Source organism: Tepidimonas charontis (assembly GCF_007556685.1).
Taxonomy (GTDB): domain Bacteria; phylum Pseudomonadota; class Gammaproteobacteria; order Burkholderiales; family Burkholderiaceae_C; genus Tepidimonas; species Tepidimonas charontis.
Genome location: NZ_VJON01000050.1, coordinates 1 through 17,319, shown reverse-complemented (window position 1 = coordinate 17,319; position 17,319 = coordinate 1). Strand labels below are relative to the sequence as shown.

General features: G+C 61.9%; 17 protein-coding genes. 2 read left to right on the top strand and 15 right to left on the bottom strand.

The features are described from left to right. Positions 1-382: 382 nt before the first annotated feature. From Tchar_RS11920 to Tchar_RS11860, 14 genes are all read right to left on the bottom strand, one after another. Positions 383-1,549, bottom strand: coding sequence for an ArdC family protein (locus Tchar_RS11920; protein ID WP_144329233.1), 1,167 nt, complete (start codon positions 1,547-1,549; stop codon positions 383-385). 8 nt (positions 1,550-1,557) lie between these two features. Then, the gene (locus Tchar_RS13765) at positions 1,558-1,722 is read right to left on the bottom strand and encodes a hypothetical protein (RefSeq protein WP_161595523.1); all 165 of its coding nucleotides are present in this window, start codon (positions 1,720-1,722) and stop codon (positions 1,558-1,560) included. Between the two features lie 13 nt (positions 1,723-1,735). Further along, the gene (locus Tchar_RS11915) at positions 1,736-3,205 is read right to left on the bottom strand and encodes an LPD7 domain-containing protein (RefSeq protein WP_144329232.1); all 1,470 of its coding nucleotides are present in this window, start codon (positions 3,203-3,205) and stop codon (positions 1,736-1,738) included. A 356-nt stretch (positions 3,206-3,561) separates the two neighbouring features. Next, positions 3,562-5,196: a P-type conjugative transfer protein TrbL gene (gene trbL, locus Tchar_RS11910; protein WP_144329231.1), complete on the bottom strand. Its 1,635-nt coding sequence runs from the start codon at positions 5,194-5,196 to the stop codon at positions 3,562-3,564. A 16-nt stretch (positions 5,197-5,212) separates the two neighbouring features. Then, a complete protein-coding gene (trbJ, locus tag Tchar_RS11905) occupies positions 5,213-5,908 on the bottom strand; it encodes a P-type conjugative transfer protein TrbJ (RefSeq protein ID WP_161595522.1) in 696 nt (231 codons plus the stop codon). Between the two features lie 16 nt (positions 5,909-5,924). Next, positions 5,925-8,369: a TraG/VirB4 family ATPase gene (locus Tchar_RS11900; protein ID WP_144329229.1), complete on the bottom strand. Its 2,445-nt coding sequence runs from the start codon at positions 8,367-8,369 to the stop codon at positions 5,925-5,927. 2 nt (positions 8,370-8,371) lie between these two features. Further along, the gene (gene trbD, locus Tchar_RS11895; RefSeq protein ID WP_144329228.1) at positions 8,372-8,686 is read right to left on the bottom strand and encodes a conjugal transfer protein TrbD; all 315 of its coding nucleotides are present in this window, start codon (positions 8,684-8,686) and stop codon (positions 8,372-8,374) included. 15 nt (positions 8,687-8,701) lie between these two features. Continuing rightward, positions 8,702-9,058 carry a TrbC/VirB2 family protein gene (locus Tchar_RS11890; RefSeq protein WP_144329227.1) on the bottom strand — a complete coding sequence of 119 codons (357 nt, stop codon included), beginning with the start codon at positions 9,056-9,058 and terminating at the stop codon, positions 8,702-8,704. Between the two features lie 84 nt (positions 9,059-9,142). Then, entirely contained in the window at positions 9,143-10,678 is a 1,536-nt protein-coding gene (locus Tchar_RS11885) for a hypothetical protein (protein WP_144329226.1), read from the bottom strand. A gap of 2 nt (positions 10,679-10,680) precedes the next feature. Then, positions 10,681-11,208 carry a lytic transglycosylase domain-containing protein gene (locus tag Tchar_RS11880; protein WP_161595520.1) on the bottom strand — a complete coding sequence of 176 codons (528 nt, stop codon included), beginning with the start codon at positions 11,206-11,208 and terminating at the stop codon, positions 10,681-10,683. A gap of 4 nt (positions 11,209-11,212) precedes the next feature. Next, positions 11,213-12,529, bottom strand: a complete 1,317-nt coding sequence (locus Tchar_RS11875) for a TrbI/VirB10 family protein (RefSeq protein ID WP_144329224.1) — start codon at positions 12,527-12,529, stop codon at positions 11,213-11,215. A 14-nt stretch (positions 12,530-12,543) separates the two neighbouring features. Further along, entirely contained in the window at positions 12,544-13,641 is a 1,098-nt protein-coding gene (locus Tchar_RS11870) for a TrbG/VirB9 family P-type conjugative transfer protein (protein ID WP_236640450.1), read from the bottom strand. Positions 13,642-13,675: 34 nt separating this feature from the next. Further along, a complete protein-coding gene (locus Tchar_RS11865) occupies positions 13,676-14,368 on the bottom strand; it encodes a VirB8/TrbF family protein (RefSeq protein WP_144329222.1) in 693 nt (230 codons plus the stop codon). A gap of 88 nt (positions 14,369-14,456) precedes the next feature. Then, positions 14,457-15,005, bottom strand: a complete 549-nt coding sequence (locus tag Tchar_RS11860) for a hypothetical protein (protein WP_144329221.1) — start codon at positions 15,003-15,005, stop codon at positions 14,457-14,459. Between the two features lie 225 nt (positions 15,006-15,230). On the opposite strand from Tchar_RS11860, the gene Tchar_RS11855 reads away from it, so the two are divergent. Next, entirely contained in the window at positions 15,231-16,088 is an 858-nt protein-coding gene (locus tag Tchar_RS11855) for a helicase RepA family protein (RefSeq protein ID WP_144329235.1), read from the top strand. Then, a complete protein-coding gene (repC, locus tag Tchar_RS11850; protein WP_144329220.1) occupies positions 16,075-16,923 on the top strand; it encodes a replication protein C, IncQ-type in 849 nt (282 codons plus the stop codon). Before Tchar_RS11855 ends, repC begins: the two co-directional genes overlap by 14 nt. 186 nt (positions 16,924-17,109) lie before the next feature. Here the strand turns inward: repC and Tchar_RS11840 are convergent, their stop codons facing one another. Then, positions 17,110-17,226, bottom strand: a complete 117-nt coding sequence (locus Tchar_RS11840; protein ID WP_201739363.1) for a MerR family DNA-binding transcriptional regulator — start codon at positions 17,224-17,226, stop codon at positions 17,110-17,112. Positions 17,227-17,319 lie beyond the last annotated feature (93 nt).

Here is a 17,319-nt window from a genome sequence, read left to right as displayed (position 1 = left end):
CGCCTCATTGCGGCCGTGCGCCTCATCGGCCGGTGGCTCGCCCAGCGGCGGCCAACCGAGACCAGTGGCGCCAACCCTGCCCAGCTGCGGCTAAGGGCGGCGTGAAAATGAATTTTTCAGGGACGACGCTTTAGTCCAATGGTCATGCAATCGTTCGCCATGCGGGTCAAGGATGATGGTCGCAATGTTTTGCGCGTCTTCAACAATGTTGCCGTCTCGCCGGATTTCGGCCAGCGGGTTGGTGCGTGATGGTGTGGTCGTAGCCATCGAAACCTCCGAAGGAACAAGCGGGCACCGCGCCCGCACCCCTTAGAGAATGGGCCGGAACAAAAAAGCCCGGCGCGAAGGCCGGGCAACTTCCCTCACGGGACGGGGCGGATGTTTAAAGTTCGACCTCGGCTTCGCGCACCGGTTCCGGCTGCCGCTGCTGCTGCCGCTCGCGCAGCGGCTCAAGCACGTAGTCGCAGGCCTTATCGGCTTGCCGCGCCGCCTCGAACAGCGCATGCTTGCCATCCTTGCCGCGCAGCACCTTTAGCCACGAGTCAATGTAAGCGGCGTGATTGGCATCGTCACGCTCAATGCCGGTTTCCGCCGCGGCAAACGCGCTGCCAAGCTCAGCAATCAGCTCCTCTCTGGCGTACCGCTCGGTACCAAATCCATCGAATTGTGCGATGCCTTCACGGTTCAGGCGCTTTTCGTGGCCGGTTGCGTGAATCAGCTCGTGCAGCAGCGTGGAACGGAATTCAAGACTGGACTTAAATTGCTCCATCGCGGGCATCACCACGCGGTCATCCCGCGGAAGGTAACATGCGCTGTCGCCGGGTACGAATTGCACGGTAAGGCCAGTGCTTTTCATGTGCCCGACGAGCGCGGCCAGCTGTTTATCCAGCTGCAGCGCGCTGGCGGCTGGCTTTTCCAGCGGATTGGCCTCCAGATATTCCTCCAACCCCCGCGCTTGCGCGACGTTATTTTCCAGCGGATTGGCCTCCAGATATTCCTCCAACCCCCGCGCTTGCGCGACGTTAAACACCACGGCGTATTTGGCAATCACCGCATCCAGCACCCGTTGCGCCGAATGCCACGGCAGCGGATTTTTTATGCCCGGGCCGCGCGCGGAAAGCTCCTCCACCGCCACCTGCTCGCCGGTGGCAAGCGTGGCGGTTTTGTCATCCGCGCCGACAACCCGCACCCGCATGTCGCCATGCAGCACCTCCACGTCTCGGCGGCGCCAAAACGGCAGCCGATCCCAATACTCCACAGCGTACCCCTTCGAGCCCTTTTCCGGCCCGGCGCCCAGCGCCTGCAGCTGTTTAAACGTGAAAAACCGCGGATCGTCGTAGCCAGCCTCGCGCATCACGGTTAGCAGATACAGCCGATTGCCGCCGCGGTACACGTGGCCGGTTGCGCCGTTGCGCGGCAGCAGCAGCGCAGTATCTTTGGCCGCACCCCAGCCTTTACGCCACGGCATCACCCCGCGCTCCAGGTGTTCGATAATCGAATTGGTGACTTCCTGCCGCACGTCGCGGCGCGTTGTTTCCTGTGTCGTCATCGCACACCTCACACCACATCGTCGTCGTCAACCCATATATCGACGCGCGACTCGAGGCTTTTGTCACCACACGCATCCGCGTCGTCCAGTTCCAGCAGCGCGGCTTCGTCCAGCGTTGCCGCCAGCACTTCCTCAACGTCGCCAAATTCGTTTTCGATCACAATGGTATGCATCGCTTGCTGCTCCTCAAAATTCAATTTCAATCTCGGGCTGACGGTTGCGCTTCGGGCTGCGCTCGAATTGCTTCTCCTCGACCGGCAGTTCGCGGGCTTCCTGCTTTTGCTCGGCCTCTTGCGCAGCTTCCTGCACCCGGCTGCCAGCGGGCTGGGTAACAAGCTCACCCATCGCCTCGCGCACAAATTCTGCCGAGGTTTTGGCATCTTTAGCTAGCACCATTCGCAGTTTCGGGTCTTGCCGCATCCGCACAATTTCTTCGTCGCGCACCAAAATCACATCCAACCCCGCGGGCGTCAGCTGCCCGCGCTCGTTTACAAGCTGCCGCTCGACTAGCACTTTGTGCTGCGCTTCACCGGCCACTACCACCGCTTCGGGGTTGGTCCAGTCCGTTTGCGCCAGCGCTTGCAGCACGTCGCGCGGCAGGCCGCGCATGGTGCGGTAAGCAGCTTCCTTGCGGTCGGCGGGCATATCCACCGCAAACCGGTCGGCCATCATCAACCGGGTTGGATCGCGCTCCGATCCGGCGGTTATCAGCCGAAGCCCGGCACGCTCCAGCGCTTGCGCGGCAGCGGTATCGCGACCCCAGCGCTCGTCGATTTCCACGATTTGAGCGCCTTTAAGCAGATCGGCCCCCAGCTCGCGCTTTTCGCCCTCGATGCCGCGTTCCACCGCGGGGCGGGGCGAAGCGGTCAGCTGCTGCCCTATTGCAGCGCGGCGGCCACGCTCCCAGGCGTACAGCACCTCGGGCTCCACGTTGCGCAGGGGAAGGCCCATGCGGCCCGCGATTTCGGCGGCGGCGGTTTTAAACGCGGTGTCGCCGGTCAGCAGCAGGCCCTTATCGGTATCGAATTTTTGCGCGGCAACACGCAACGCCGCCTCGATGTCGCGGGCGTCGGTGCGCTGGACATTCAACCGATTGCCGACATCGCGGAATACCGTGGTCGTGCCACGCTTAAACGCCACCGCTTCGCCTTCTTGCTGCATCACAAGCTCGGACAGCAGCCGTTCAGGCGGCGGGCTTTTTAGAAACCCGTCCACCGCAGCCTCGATGTCGCACTGACTGCACTCCCTCAGCAGGCTTTCCACAACCGGATCGCCCGGCTCGCGTTCATTCAGCTCCTCAAGCCACCTGCGCCACGACTTCGGCTTTTGCAGCTGCTCATCCAGCGCTCTGGCGGCAGCATCCTTTTCAAGAACATGGTCTTCGAACTCGCGCGCAAAATCGAACGCCACCGCCGCATATGCGGCTCCGGGCGAAAGGCCCTTGGCCTCGTATTCCTTCACGGCGCTGGCCCGGCGCGTCTCCTGATCGCGCATGAATTGCACGGCCTTTTCGCGCCATTCCTTTTCATGTTCTGCAATCGCGGCGTTGCGGGCCTCACGCACCGGCCCCCACTCGGTGTCGTAGCGCTCGAAGATTTCCACGCGCCGACGCTGCTCGGACGACATCTCAGCAAAAGCTTGCTCAAACGGTTTCATCGCATCTGCTCCAGTCACGCGGGCACGACGCCCGCACCCTATAGAGAACGGGGTGGAACAGAAAAGGGCCGCGCTGCGCGCGGGGACGGGGGCAAGGGAAGGCCGATCGCGTGATCCTCGAATTTGAATTCTCGCGTCATGTGCCGTATCATACAAATGCGGGCGCGGTACCCGTGCGTAAGCGAAAGGAGAAAGCATGTACGCTTTGGAACGCATTTTCGAGATTTTGTCCTACGAAATCGACGACGGGCTGGCTAAGGCCATGATCGTCGCGAGCTGGGTGCTGGAAGCCGTCATTCTTGCATTTCTCATCTAACAAAAAAAGGGGGGGCAACGCCCCCCCGGTTTGTTTTGGATCAATCATCGATGCGCATCCGCATACCGGGTGCCGCCCCGACGTGCCCGTCGGATTGCAGCGGACGGCGGTTGCGGCGGGCAAACGCAGACATAGCGTCGCTTGCATCCGATGCCTTGTCGGCTGCTTTTAGCAGCGCCCGGCTAAACTTGCCTGCGCTTGCTCGCGCGCGCATTTCGCGCTGCTTGTCGCGCTCCTCGTCGCGGTAGTCCCGCCAGCCCGCGTCCGGTCGGCCTGCCGCCGCGGAGGCCTGCGCTTGTGCTTGCTGCGCACCGCCGCCGAGGCCTGCGCCCGGGCCGCCTGCCGCGCGCGGATCGTGGAACGCCGGGGCATTCGCCGCCGCGTGCTGCGCTCCACCCCCGCCGCCCGGCAGCTGACCGGGCCGTTGTTGCGCGCCGCCGTGCGGCTGCACCACGGTAGCACTGCCGCGCTTGTGCATTGCGCTTGCCCCCGCTGCAGCGCCAGCCCCGGGCGCGCCAGCGCCCGATCCGCCACCGCCGCCAAAGGCCGCCCGCGTCGCTCCAGCCATCGAGCCGTCGCCGCCGCCGCCGCCGCCAGCCGCGCGGGTGATGCCGGAAATAGCGCCGGTCGGCGCGAGTCGAGCAGCGGCATGTGTCAGCGCTGCCGAAGTTCCGCTCATCGCGGTCGCGCCTACACGCGCGCCGCCCGTGACAGCTGGCATAGTTGCAGAAGACGCTGCGCCCGCGGTATTAGCTAGCGACATGCTGGCAACACCGTTGAGCATAGACCCGGCAAGCGACGGAAGCATATAGCTCATCGCAGAAAACACCAGCGAGCCGCCCGCAATTGCTAAATAGTCGCCAAATTTGATAGCGCCGTTACCAGTATTTTGTCGCAGCGACGACCAGTGCTCGATAATTCCGTCTGCAAAGCTTTGCCCGAACCCGACCAATAGCGTTACCACGATAAGCTTGCCGCCGACAGACATTGCATAGCTTAGGTACTTTTCAGAAAAATTCATGGTCCAGCGCGAGCCGGAAAATCCCAGCATCAGCGCCCCAGCGCCGATGACCAGATACGATTCCAGCATCGTCACAATAAATTGGATGGCGATGATGGCAAACGCGATAACCACCAAAAACGCCGAAATGACCATGATCAGGGCTGGGAGCAGGTTTCGCCCGATAACACCGATGGCGTTCCACCATCCACCACTAAGTTCGTTACCGACCTGATCGCCAAAATCGCCGAGCATTTTGCCTGCCGCATCCACCCCATAGTTAATGATCCGAGACGGCGTGAACGTTTGCAGGTCCAGCCCGGATATCGTGGCTCCGGCCTGCAGGAACGATTGCTGGATGGCCGGAATCCAGGATGGCGCGTATTGGATAAGGGTGTAAAAGAACCCGATAGCAACCACCTTGAACGCCAACCCACCGAATAACTCGCTGAGCTCGGATTTCTTTAGCACTGTTTGTGCGCCGAACCAAACGAACTCCAGCACCACCAAAGCACCGAAGATTTTTTGTGCCAAATCAATGGCCCGATCCATCCACGTGGCGGTTAGCGCCGATGATTGGCTTAGTATTGCGTCCAGTACGCCCGCAGTTTGGGCCAGGGCCGCCCCCGGCCCGGCCAGCAGCAGTACGGCAAACAGTATCCAGCGACGGCTCATGATATATCCCCCCCAATTAAAAATACCGGCGATTGCCGCTGCGGAAAAATTCCTGCACGGCGTCCTCTTGCCGTTTCTTTTCCTCGATTTCGGTTTGCATGTAATTCAGACGGGCCTGTTCCGCCGCGACAATGGTTTGGTGCAGCGACGTGATTTCATTGACCATCAGCCCGGCGATTTGGTTTGCCGCCTGCAGCACCTGCATCCGCCCTTGCGCAGACTGCGACGCGGCTTGGATTTGCTGCAATGCCTGATGCGTGCTGCGCATATTGTTGATGTTGAGTCCCGCTTGCCGCAGCGCCTCCCCGATTTGGTTGCGCACCCCCTGCCGCCAGCGCTTGATATCAGCGATGTACTCGCCGACACCGGACTTTGTGTAGTGCGACGCGAACGACGACAGTGCGTTGACCGATGCATTCGCAGCCCCCTCGACTGCGCCGACGGCCTCCACCAGGTCTTCGATTTGCACAAAAATCGACGGCCACATTTGCTGCGGCAAGTTTAGCGTGTTTTGCAGCATGTTTTGATACTGCTGTATCATTTGCTGCACCTGCGCCACGTTTTCGGCGTAAATTGCCACCAACTCGGCGTTGTTAGCAAGCTGCGTGACTTCCGTTGCCATCCCCGCCGCGCCTCCGGCGCGAACCGGAGCCGTGGCGAGCGTCAGCGCCGCCGCAAGGCAAGCAGCGATGGTGGTGGTACGTGCTTTCATGGGCAACTCCTTTCTTTCATTCCATGTCCATCCAAGCCTGCGCCGCATCGGGCAGGCCTCGTTCGTGCAGCCACTGCGCAGGCCACCCCTCCGGATCAGCGGCACGCAGGGCGGCGATGCGCTTAAGCGATATTTTGTCTGACACCCCGACAAACGCCAGTTCCTCAGCCGTCAACCCCAGTTCGAACACCCGGCGCCCGTCCGGATGCACGTGGTAATACTGGCGCTTTGGCGTCATGGCGGCGACAATTTCAATTTGCCGCCGATTGAGCCCGATCGCCTCATAGAACGGACGCACACTTTCCGTCAGCGCTTCAGCATTTGCGAGCAGGATTTTGCTTGGGCACGATTCGAAAATGGCATCCGCGATACCGCTGGACGCCAGATCGTTGAGCGATTGCGTGGCAAACACCACCGCAACATTGGCCTTGCGCAGCACCTTCAGCCACTCCCGAATCTTGGCGCGGAATACCGGATGCCCCAGCATCAGCCAAGCCTCGTCAAGGACCAGCAGCGTCGGCTGGCCCCGGAATCGAGTTTCAAGTCGGTGGAACAAATACGTCAAGACCGGAATAACAATTTTTTCGCCCCGCTGCATCAGGTGCTCAAGCTCGAACACCTGAAAATACGCCTCCGCCAGCCCGTCAGTTTCCGCATCCAGGAGCGCCCCGGCTGGGCCGCGAAGGGTGTAATACTCCAGCGCTTCGCGCAGCGCCTGGTCTTGCAACACGGTGATGTAATCTGTCAAGGTGCGATGCTGCCCGCCCGGTGTTTGCCGGGCCAGCTGCACGACAGCGCGGTAAAGCTCTTTGCGCATGCCCGGATTGCATTCCACCCCTTGCAGTGCCGCCAACTGCTCCAGCCACTCCGACGCCCACGACTGCTCCGCCTCGCCATCGATAGCTTGCAGCGGACAAAACGCCAGCGTCGCATCCTCGCCCGCGATGTCGTAGTGCTCGCCTCCCGCGGCAAGCACGAGCGTTTGCATCGAGTAGCCCTTGTCAAACGCAAACACCTGCGCGTCGCGGTACTGAAACTGCGCTGCCGCGATGCTTGCCAGCAGCGTGCTCTTGCCGCTGCCGGGCGGGCCGACGATGACGGCGTGGCCCAGGTCGCCGTCGTGCAGCGACAGGCGGTACGGTGTCGAGCCGTCAGTTTTTACCAGCAGCAGCGGGCCGCTGTCCGCGGGGTAAAAGGGGCACGGATGCTTGTCCGGGCCGGGCCACACGCCGGTAAACGGCAGGAAATGCGCCATGTTCAGCGTATGCACGACGGGGCGGCGAACGTTGGCATACGTGTTGCCAGGCATGCTGCCAATGTAAGCTTCTATCGCATTCACGTCTTCGATGGCCGCATCAAACCCGCGATTGACAATTTCCTTTACAATCGCCCGCGCGGCATCGCGGGCGGTTTGTGCATCGTCATGTGCCACCAGCACCACGCTGGTCCAGTAGCCGAATCGCACTAGCCCTGACGAATTGATGCCTTCCGCTTCCACGGCATCTTGCGTCATCGCTTCGGCATCGAGGTTGGTGTGCGAAGCTTGACCGCCGTTAGCCTGCCGCAGCAGATTCATCAGCGAATACCGCTTTTGCGCCCATTTCGAGCGGTACTTTTTAATCGCGGTGTCGGCTTGGCGCTGGCCGAGCATAATAAATCGGTTGGACCATCGGAACTCTACCGGCAGCCGCCCGATGAAATCGAGAATACCCGGATGCGATGACGCGGGCAGACCGTGAATCGAAATCGCAACCACTGTTTTATCGCCCACACGCGGTTCAAAGCCCACCGTTACACCGCGGCGCCCGAGTACCGCGTCCAGATACATGGGCACTTCGGGAACGATAAACCGCTCGCGCTGCTCGAAGGTTACGCATTCCTGCAAATACGCAAGCAGCGGCGAATCAAGTGACCCGTCGGGCAACACCCGGTCGGTCAGGCGGCGGATTTTAACGACACCCGAGAAACGATCGGCGATTTCCGCGATCGCGCTCTTAAAGCGCTGCAAATTGCGCGTTTCCACGCCTGCCGTATCGCCGCCCTCGACAAACATCGCCTCCGTTTTGCCCGCCGCATCGGGGTCCGGGTGCCACAGCAGCGACAGCACGTGGCGCGTTTCAAAGCCCGCGCTTTCCCCTTCGCGCGCTAACGCACGGGCTTGCGCGATGAGTTTGGTGGTGCGGTCCGGATAGTGTCCCGCCAGCACCGGCTCAGGCGAGATGCGGCGGGTGGCGTCCATATATACCGCCCAGCCGTCGGTGAGGCGCAGGGCGGCATTAATGCGCGCTGCAACGGACACCAGTTCCTCACGCGTGGCGGAATCGAGGTCGGGGCCGCGCACTTCGAATGCGGCAAGGAACCCCCCGGATTTGGTCAGCGCGATGCCATCATCGACCAGCCCGGCCCAGGGCAACACGTCGGGCAGGCTCTTGATGTTTTTGCGAAACTCTTCCAGCAGCATGTTTAGTCCTTTCCAATTCGTGGCGGTGCAAATGGGTTGGTGGCCGGTGCCAGCCATTTGCGGTAGCGAATGGCACGAATAGCAGTCTTGGAAAACTGCGGGTCTTTTTCGGCCATGCGTTGCAGCACCCACATGCCCACAATCCACAACCCGACGCCTACCGCAACCGACCACCACCGGAACAGGGAAATGATAAAAATTCCGGCGATGATGGCAAGCATCAGCACCAATTCACGCTCCCCCCCGGCGAGCAAAATAGGCCGGGTAAGGGAGCGGTGCACGGTAACTTCCCAGCCCTCCGGCGTTTCCGTTGCCATGCTCCCGCCCCTTGATTAAATCAGCGCGCCGGAGTTGGTCAGGCCGAGCGTGGTCAGGAAGTTATTGCCCAGCACAATAATTGCCACGCCGAGAACCACATACAGCAGCCGCTTCGCAATGTTGCCCAGCTCGTCGCCGCCGAACACCAGCGCCGCGCCTGCGGCAAGGAACGCCACCACGGAAATCGCGGTGGCAACCGGGCCGGTCAAATTGTCTTTAAGTGTGGTTATCGCACTGTCCCACGGCAGCTCCGTTGTACCCGCGAATGCGGCGGGGGCGGCCAGGGCAGCCGCACCGACGATCGCGGCGCGGTGGCGCAGGCGGCTGGCGGTAAAGTGCTGGCGGATATTGGTCAGCAGAGTTGTTTTCATGTCAAGGCTCCTTTCAGGTTTCAAGTTGGTTGGCGCGGGCACCACGCCCGCACCCTATAGAGAACGGGGTGGAACAGAAAAGCTTCAGCGCTCAAGTTCCGCCCCCCGCGCCCGCACCGCGGCATGGAACCGGCGCTCAACTTCGTCAGGCTTGCTCGCACGCTCGATGTAGCGCCGCACCGCCGCCGCCCCGCCTTCGCGCCACAGGTCCCGCGCGTCGGTGCCGACGGGGTAGCTGTTGCCGAGAAAAGCAATGTCAGCCTCGGTTTCGCGCGCGACAGCAATTAGTTTGGGCAGCGTCGGAGACTTAACATGGCCGCCACGATCCACACCGATGTCGTTGTCCGCGGCTATTACCAGACCATGAAGCGCATCGTATTCGTGCTGATGCAGCCACCGGGCGACATTAACAACATTGCCCGACGAAAAGCAGCACACCGCATGCCCGGCGCCGGATGCGTGTACCGCCAGCGCGGTCATGACGCCCTCGCATAGCACAATCGGCTTGCTGTTGCCGTCGCCGCGCGATATATTCATGATCCAGTCGCGCAGGTTGACCTGACCGTGACCGGCCTGGATGTCGAGCGGCGGAAACAGCAACATCGCGGTATCAAGCCGCGATCCGCGCAGCATAAGCTTGTCGGTGCCGAAGCTGTTTTTAGCTGGCAGCAGCAGTTGCGCACCGCACACTTCCAGTGTGTGCGCTGAACCATCAGCCGGTCGCAGCATGGGCACCACCATCGCGCCGGTATAGTCGCCTCGCGACAGCTGCACAAAGCCGGGGTTGGGCAGCGGATGACCGTCGCCCTTTGTTAAGTGATGGTGCGTGTCGGGGGCGGGGGTACCCGACTTAAGCATCGCCAGCACCTTTTCACGCACCTCCTGCGGCGCGGGGCCGGGTTTGGCGATCGCTTGGGGTACCGCCAGTGGCGGGCGGGTGTTTAGCATCTGCACACGCTCAAAAAACGCGTGCCCGGGTGCCCAATATGACTTGTCGCCCGTCGCGGTGTCGTAGCCCTCCCGCCACGGCGCGCCCAGCTTTAGCCCGCCGCGGAAACTCCAGACCCGCGCAATACCGTCTTTCACCAGCACGCGGCAGGCGGCGCTGGTGCCGGTGCCGTCGTTGGCAAGCACAATGCCGCCGGTCGTGCGGCCATGAAACTCCCAGCCATACTCTGACTGCAATTGCTGCAGCACCGCCGCCTCGATTTCCGCATCGCTTCGACGATCGCGCACCGGGGGAGGAAGCGCTGGGCGCTCGAGGCGAAAGCCGTTTTCAAGCAGTGATTCGAATTTGGCAAGCCCGATTTCATGACCGCGAATCGGGCCTTTACCGCCGCGAGAAGCGATTTCGCGCTCCGCGAACGGCTCGCCCAGTTTTAGTCCGCCGGGCAGACCGAGATGCCACAGCATAAGCCTACCATCGCGTGTTGCCATCGCGCGCGCTAGCCCCTCGATTTTGTCGCCGGGCAGACTAAACGTGGCGGAAATGTTGCCCACCCGAGTTTTGCTGCATTCCACACGGTGACAGCCGGTGGCGCGCTCAATCAAATCTTTCACATATTCCACTTCCATCGCGCTGCGCGATGCAGCGCCTGCGGTTACATATCCAAACGCCATGATTACCACCTTGGTGCGAACGGGGTTGCGGATTGCGCCACCAGGAGCGGCGCGGCTGTAATGGCTGGGCGGCGTGTTGGTGCAATATGGGTTGCGCCATCACGCGCGGCACCCCATGCCGCCAGCACTTTTTGCGCATAGCGCGCGCCAACCGACGAATCCGTGCGGCCCGTGTTGTACATCGCCAGCGCTGGAACAATCGCCCCGTCGGTTTCGCCTAAATTGCGAGCGAGGATTTCCGCGCCGGCAAAGGCGTTGATACACGGATTGAACAGGTGTTCGCGGTCAATGCCCGCACCGCGCAGGCGGGGCAAATGAGATGAATTGACCTGCATCAACCCGATGTCGTGCGTACCGTTGCGGTTCGCGGTATTCACCGCACGCGGGTTCAGCCCCGACTCCACCCGGGCGATGGCGTGCACCAGCCCGGGCGGTGTACGGAAATGCCGCTGCGCCGCATCCAGGCATCGCGCAACCACATCGTCGCCGGGCACAACAAACGCAAGTGCGGCAAGCGCTTCGGCCAACATCGCATTACTCCTTATATTCCGGCAGCGATACCGACTTGTTGACCATGATGTTAAACAGATACCCAGGCCGGATTTCCAGCGTCGGCGCAACATTCAAATTTTTGCGCAGCACTTGCGAAGCCGTTTCGTTCAGCGAATTGGCAGCAGCGGCTGTGGCCTGCTGGCTGGCCGTAGGCGTGTTAAATGTCCCCTGATTTTGCGGTTGCGCCTGCTGCGCCGCAGCCCCGATCAGGCTAACCAGCAGCGCATTACCCCACGTGCGCCAAAAATGGGTATCCACCTTGTCGCGCATGCCTGATGCCCCTTGCGCATCCGTTCCAGGCATTCCGGCAATATTAATGCGGCGGCCGTTGGGGAAAATCATTTCATCCCATGCGACCATCACCCGTTCCTGTCCGTAATTGATGTCGGACGAATACCGTCCGACAATCCTGGTGCCCGCCGGAATCAGCAGCTTGCGGTAATCAAACGTGTCATAGACCGGCTGCCGAACTTGGGCAATGATGGAACCGGGCAGGTCCGAATTAATCGCCGACAGCAATACCGCCGGAATAATCGTCCCCGCCGCGATTTCGTAACCGGGCCGCTTGTCGCGCACGGTGTTTTGCAGATAGCCGTCGTCCGTGGTGGTAGCGGGCGTTTGCGCGGCAGCAGGGGCGACTTTGGCAACCTCGTGCCGCACCATTTCGCGCAACGCGGCGCGGTCGGCGTCCAGCGAACGCTCACGAGCCTCAGCAACCGGCGCAGCAGCAGCAGCGGCAGCGGTGGGGCGGCCCATCGCACCCGTAGCGGCAGCTACTTTTTGCAGGCCCCGCAGCCCCGCCGACGGCGAAGCCGCGTCGTCTAGCAGCTTGGCGGTGTAGGCCTGGTCCTCCGCGGTTAACCGGGCGCGCAGTCGGTCGTAATAATGCTTCTCGCGCCATTCCAAGTACTGCTCCCGAGGCGACGGCGGGGCGGCAGTTGCAGGGCCAGGCGGCGGCTGAACAGCCACAGACGCGGAGTTAGGAACGGCGCTCGCACTTGCAGCGGCAGAAGCGCGCACGTCCGGCGCGTTGCCCACAGTCGCCACCTGTCCCGCCCCTTCATCATCACCGCCCGCACCAACACCGCTGCTTTTGGGTGCGGTGGGCGTGGTGCTAATACCAAACACGATGCCGCCAACCAGCAGCGCCACCGCGCTGGACGCAATAAAAAGCCCTTTGCGCGACAGCCCCTTTGTTGGCTTCGGTTCAGGAGCAATGCCTTTGGCCTTTTCCGGCAGCACAATACCATTTCCGGCGACATCCGCCGTCAGGTCTTTGTCGTCGTACACGCTTTCCATGTGGCCCTCCTTTCTTATTCCACATCGCGACGAACACAATCCACCAGTTTGGCGTTATCCCCGACCGATGCCGCCAGCACAATGTGCTTTTGCGCGCCATCGACCACCACATATTCGCCTTTACGCCGGAAGTTGAGTAGCGCAAAGCTAGCGCCATCCTTGGCAAATACGCCCGGGAATTCCGCCGCGTCGGGCTTGAGCTTGATAAACGTATGCGTGGCCGACGAAAACACTTGCTGCGGCACAAAGTCGCGCGCCGCACGGCTATTCGCTTCGCAGCGCCAGCTGAAGTTCAGCTTGGTCGGATCAAGCGTTGCCCCCGGCGCTTCCGCCACAATCGCCTCTTCCCGCTTTTGCGCAGCGCGGACAGCGGCTTCCTCGCGGGCGCGACGGGCGTCTGCTTCGGCTTGCTCGATGCGCTTCTTCAAGCGCTCAATTTCGCGCGCCTCGGCGGTTTGCGTGCGCAGCATGTCGTCAGGATCGTAAAAGCTGGTCATGGGCTGGTATTCGTCTTTTTTGCCGATCGCGTGCAGGTAATACACGCGCCCCGCGTCGGTGGTAATGACGATATTGGTTTGAATACCGCCTTGCGTGGGCTTAATCAGGACAACAGGCGTATCGCCTGCCGTGGTTTGCTGGGCCATCCATCGCACGGTGTCGCCAATCGCCAGCGCGGTAATGCTTTCGCCGGGAATCAGCCGGATGGCGCACACCTGCAGCGGTGCGCACGGAATAACGGGACGCGAATAGCCATAAGGCACCCGCACATCGCCCCCTTGCCCGAGCAGCGCATCGGCTTGCCCGGTTTGCTCCCAGCGCCGGACCGCATCGGCCAGCGCTTTGTCGCGTGGGCTCTGCGCCGCTTTTTGCGCGGGCACCCGCGGTTGCAGGGGCGGCACGGACACTTCCGGCGCTTGCCGCGTTGGCTGTGTAGGCGACACGGCAGCCGGAGCGGAAACAAGCACTTCCTCCGCCGCCGCCCGCTGCGCGAGCGCTTGGGCGGGAGAAGCTGGGGTTTCGCTAGTCACCGGCGGCGGCGAAACATGCAACTGCGCCTGCGCAGCAGCGCAAGCGGCGATGGCGGCAACAGCAACAACGGTTCGGTTCAGCATTTCAAACTCCTTTCGTTCCAATTTCCAGTTCAAATCAAATTTCCTTTTGCCATGACACTTGCTTGACATACATACCATACGGATTCCACATCATGAGCTCGGGCTTGGCCGCAAGCTTTTCCGAGAACCCCACCGCAATCAAAGCTCGCCATTTTTCGCGGCGCACGGTGTCACCGGGACGGGCAACGGTTTCCACCCAATCAACTTGCCACGTATCGCCACCCGCAGGAAGCACAGTTTTGATTTCAACCGACACCTGAGTTTGCTCGCGCAGCTTGGGCATGCGGTCGTCCTCAAAAAACGGCTTTAGCGCGGCGGCTGCGTCGGTTGCCAACATGGCGTAAACGCGATCGAACAACACCTGCTGCGCCGTAAAGTCGGTCAGCAGCGTACGGGCGTTCCACACCCAATTGCCGATTTGTGCCCGGACAACACGTTCGTCGCGCTCCTGCCCGCGCTGCAATGCGCCGGGCTTGGCAACAGCGACCGGAGATCCGAGGTTATCGACCGCAATAACGAACGGCTGGATTTTGGTTTGCGCACCAATCCAGGTAACACCCAGCACCGCCAGCGCCGCCACACCGATAGCCGCAGTCGCGGCCAGCCGCCAGTTACGGGCTTGGGTGAGTAGGTGCCCGTAGCGCTCGTCCCACTCGCGGCGGGCAGACAAGTACGGGGTAGCCGCCGGTGGGGGCGGCGGCGGGGAGGCAGACTTTTTGCGAAACATCAACACACACTCCTTTCAGCATTCAGCATCGTCACGCGGGCAAGCCGCCCGCACCCTATAGAGAAAGGGGTGGAACAGAAAAGCCGAGTTACGCCGGGCTCTCCTCCCCCGGACTTGCTGGCCGGTCCGGGTGAACAGTGGGCGGTGGTGGATAAATATCGAACTCGCTAGTTAGGTACGCACCATCGAAAAATTCGCAGTCGCGCGATCGGGAACACACTCGCTCTCGGGGCAACACGCGACCTGTAGCTTTGCACCACCACCCACCAGGCGCTGCCGCAAGCTGGTTGCATTCGATACACGCCACTTTTTGCCCGGGATAAGTAAGCAGGGCGCGGAAATCGCCTATGCGCGTATTTACTTCCGACTCAACCGCGTCAAGCTGTTCCACATGTACGCCAGCTATATGCTCGCGCCACATAAAACCCGATATTTCCATATAATGGTTGCGGGCAAAGTTTTCGGCCTTTTTTATTTCGGCAGGCGACATTGGACGGTCGGGGTCTGCCTTGATAACAAAGAACATTTCACCGGTTCTGCGATGGCGGGTGTGATAAAACCTAACACCGCGGCGGCGCATCTGCACATACCACTTCCAAGCAGCAGCAATACTGAATTCATCAGGGCGCGTTGACATACATAGAACCTCCATTAACAACAGCGCGGCCAACAGAACCGCACCCCATAGAGAAAGGGGTGGAACAGAAAAAGGGCCGCGCTAGCGCGCGGGGGGGGGTGGAGGCAAGGGAAGGCGCGGGTGGATGGCGTGCTAGCGCTGGGCGGTGCGCAGCACAGCCGTTTTTTGTTCCACCTCTTTCTCTACGGGACGCAGGCGGCGTGCCTGCGTTACCGAGAGAGTGCGATGGCTATTGACATCATGGCGGCATTTACTCAGGAGCCGCCCGAACTTGACTTCATCTGGCCGGGCTTTCTGGCTGGCACCGTGGGCGCACTGGTGGCCCCCGGCGCCACCGGCAAGAGCTTTTGGGCGCTGCAGGCGGCGATGGCCGTGGCATGCAACGCGCCTGGCGGCGACTTGCTGGGGCTGGCGCCCAAGCACACCGGGCAGGTGATGTATTTCGCAGGCGAAGACCCCAAGCCGGTGCTGGTGCGGCGGTTGCACGCTATGGGCAGGCATTTGAGCGAAGTCGCGCGGGAAGCCATCGCCGAAAACCTGACGATCGAGCCGATCCTGGGCAAGCGCCTCAACATCATGGATGAGGCGCAGCTGGCAGCCATCGTGGATCAATGCGCCAACACCCGGCTTATCGTGCTGGACACCTTGAGCCGCATCCACACGCTCGACGAGAACAGCAACGGCGACATGGCGCGGCTGGTGACCACGCTGGAGTACCTGGCCGCGCAGACCGGCGCAGCGGTGCTGTTCCTGCACCACGTCAACAAAAACAGCACCCGCGAAGGCCAGGCCGACCAGCAGCAGGCCGCGCGCGGCGCCTCCGCCCTCATCGACAACGTCCGCTGGTGCGGCTACGTGGCGCGCATGACCGAGGAGGAAGCGCAGCACTGGAGCGATCGCTCAGACCTGCGCCCGATCGGCGAGGAGCGGCGGGGCTATTTCGTGCGGTCCGGCACCAGCAAGCAGAACTACGACATGCCGCAGCCTGCGCGCTGGTACTGCAGGCACGAGGGCGGCGTGCTGCTGCCGGTCGATTTGTTCAAGGCTGGCGGCAAGAAGGGAGGTCGCCGTGACGAAGCATGAACTGACGCACGCGCGGCTTGACAGGGCGCACTGCCTTGCGCCGGGGCTGTTTCGCGGTCTTAAGCGCGGCGAACGCAAGCACGCCAAGCTGCACGTGGTGTACGACTACGGCGATGGGCGAAGCATCGAGTTCAGCGGCCCGGAACCGCTCGGCGCCGACGACTTGCGCGTGCTGCAGGGGCTGGTGGCGTTGGCGGGCCCTGAAGGCCTCGTGCTGACACCAGAGCCCAAGACCGAGACTGGGCAGCAGGTGCGGCAGGCCTTGGAACTCAAGTGGGATGCCGTCCGGCAAAACGCCCTGGTGGTCAAGGGAAGCTATCGGGCGCTGGCGCGCGAGATTGGCTACGCTGACGACGGCGGCAGTCAGTTTAAAGCCATCCGCGAGTGCATCGAGCGGCTCTGGAAGGTGTCCATCGTCGCGCAGGCGGGCAGTAAGCGGATGGGCTTTCGGCTGCTGTCGGACTACGCAAGCGATGAGCAGGACGGCAAGCTGTTCGTGGCGCTCAACCCCATGATCGCGCTTGCCGTCATCGGCGGGGGGCATCACGCCCGCATCGACATGGCCGAAGTACGGGCGCTGCGCACCGACCCCACGCGGCTGATCCACCAGCGGCTGTGCGGATGGATCGACCCAGGCAAGTCCGGGCGGGTGGAGCTTGACACGCTGTGCGGCTATGTCTGGCCGGACCAAGCCTCACCCGAGGCGATGAAGAAGCGGCGGCAGACCGCCCGCAAGGCGCTGGCCGAGCTCGAAGCGCTGGGCTGGCGGGTGACCGAGTACGCGCGCGGCAAGTGGGAGATCAAGCGGCCAGCCAAGCCTCGCCCCCCTGGATAACTTTCCCCAACCGTTCTGTCAGACTTACTCATTCCTGCTTAAACAGGAACAAAGCTGACTTCCTGCTTCATCGGGGCTGGTTTCGCCGCACTCTTGCGAGCGCGGCCAGCGCCTTCCCCTCCACAGGCCGACACGGCGGAACTCGCCGCGTATGTGGCAAGGTTTCTTGCCGCATTCAGATCCCGGTCATGGCGTGCGCTCATCGGGCAACAGTCGCCCTTCGCGCTCCCAGCGGCGAAGAGTCTGCGCCGAGACGCCAAGCGCTTCGGCAGCCTCATGTATTGGTACGAGCTTGCGAGACATGATTAAAGTGTATACAAACGCGCAACTATAGTCAAGTATTTAACGAACAGTTGGAACCCCCGGCATAACGTTCCCCAACCCCCGGCATAACGT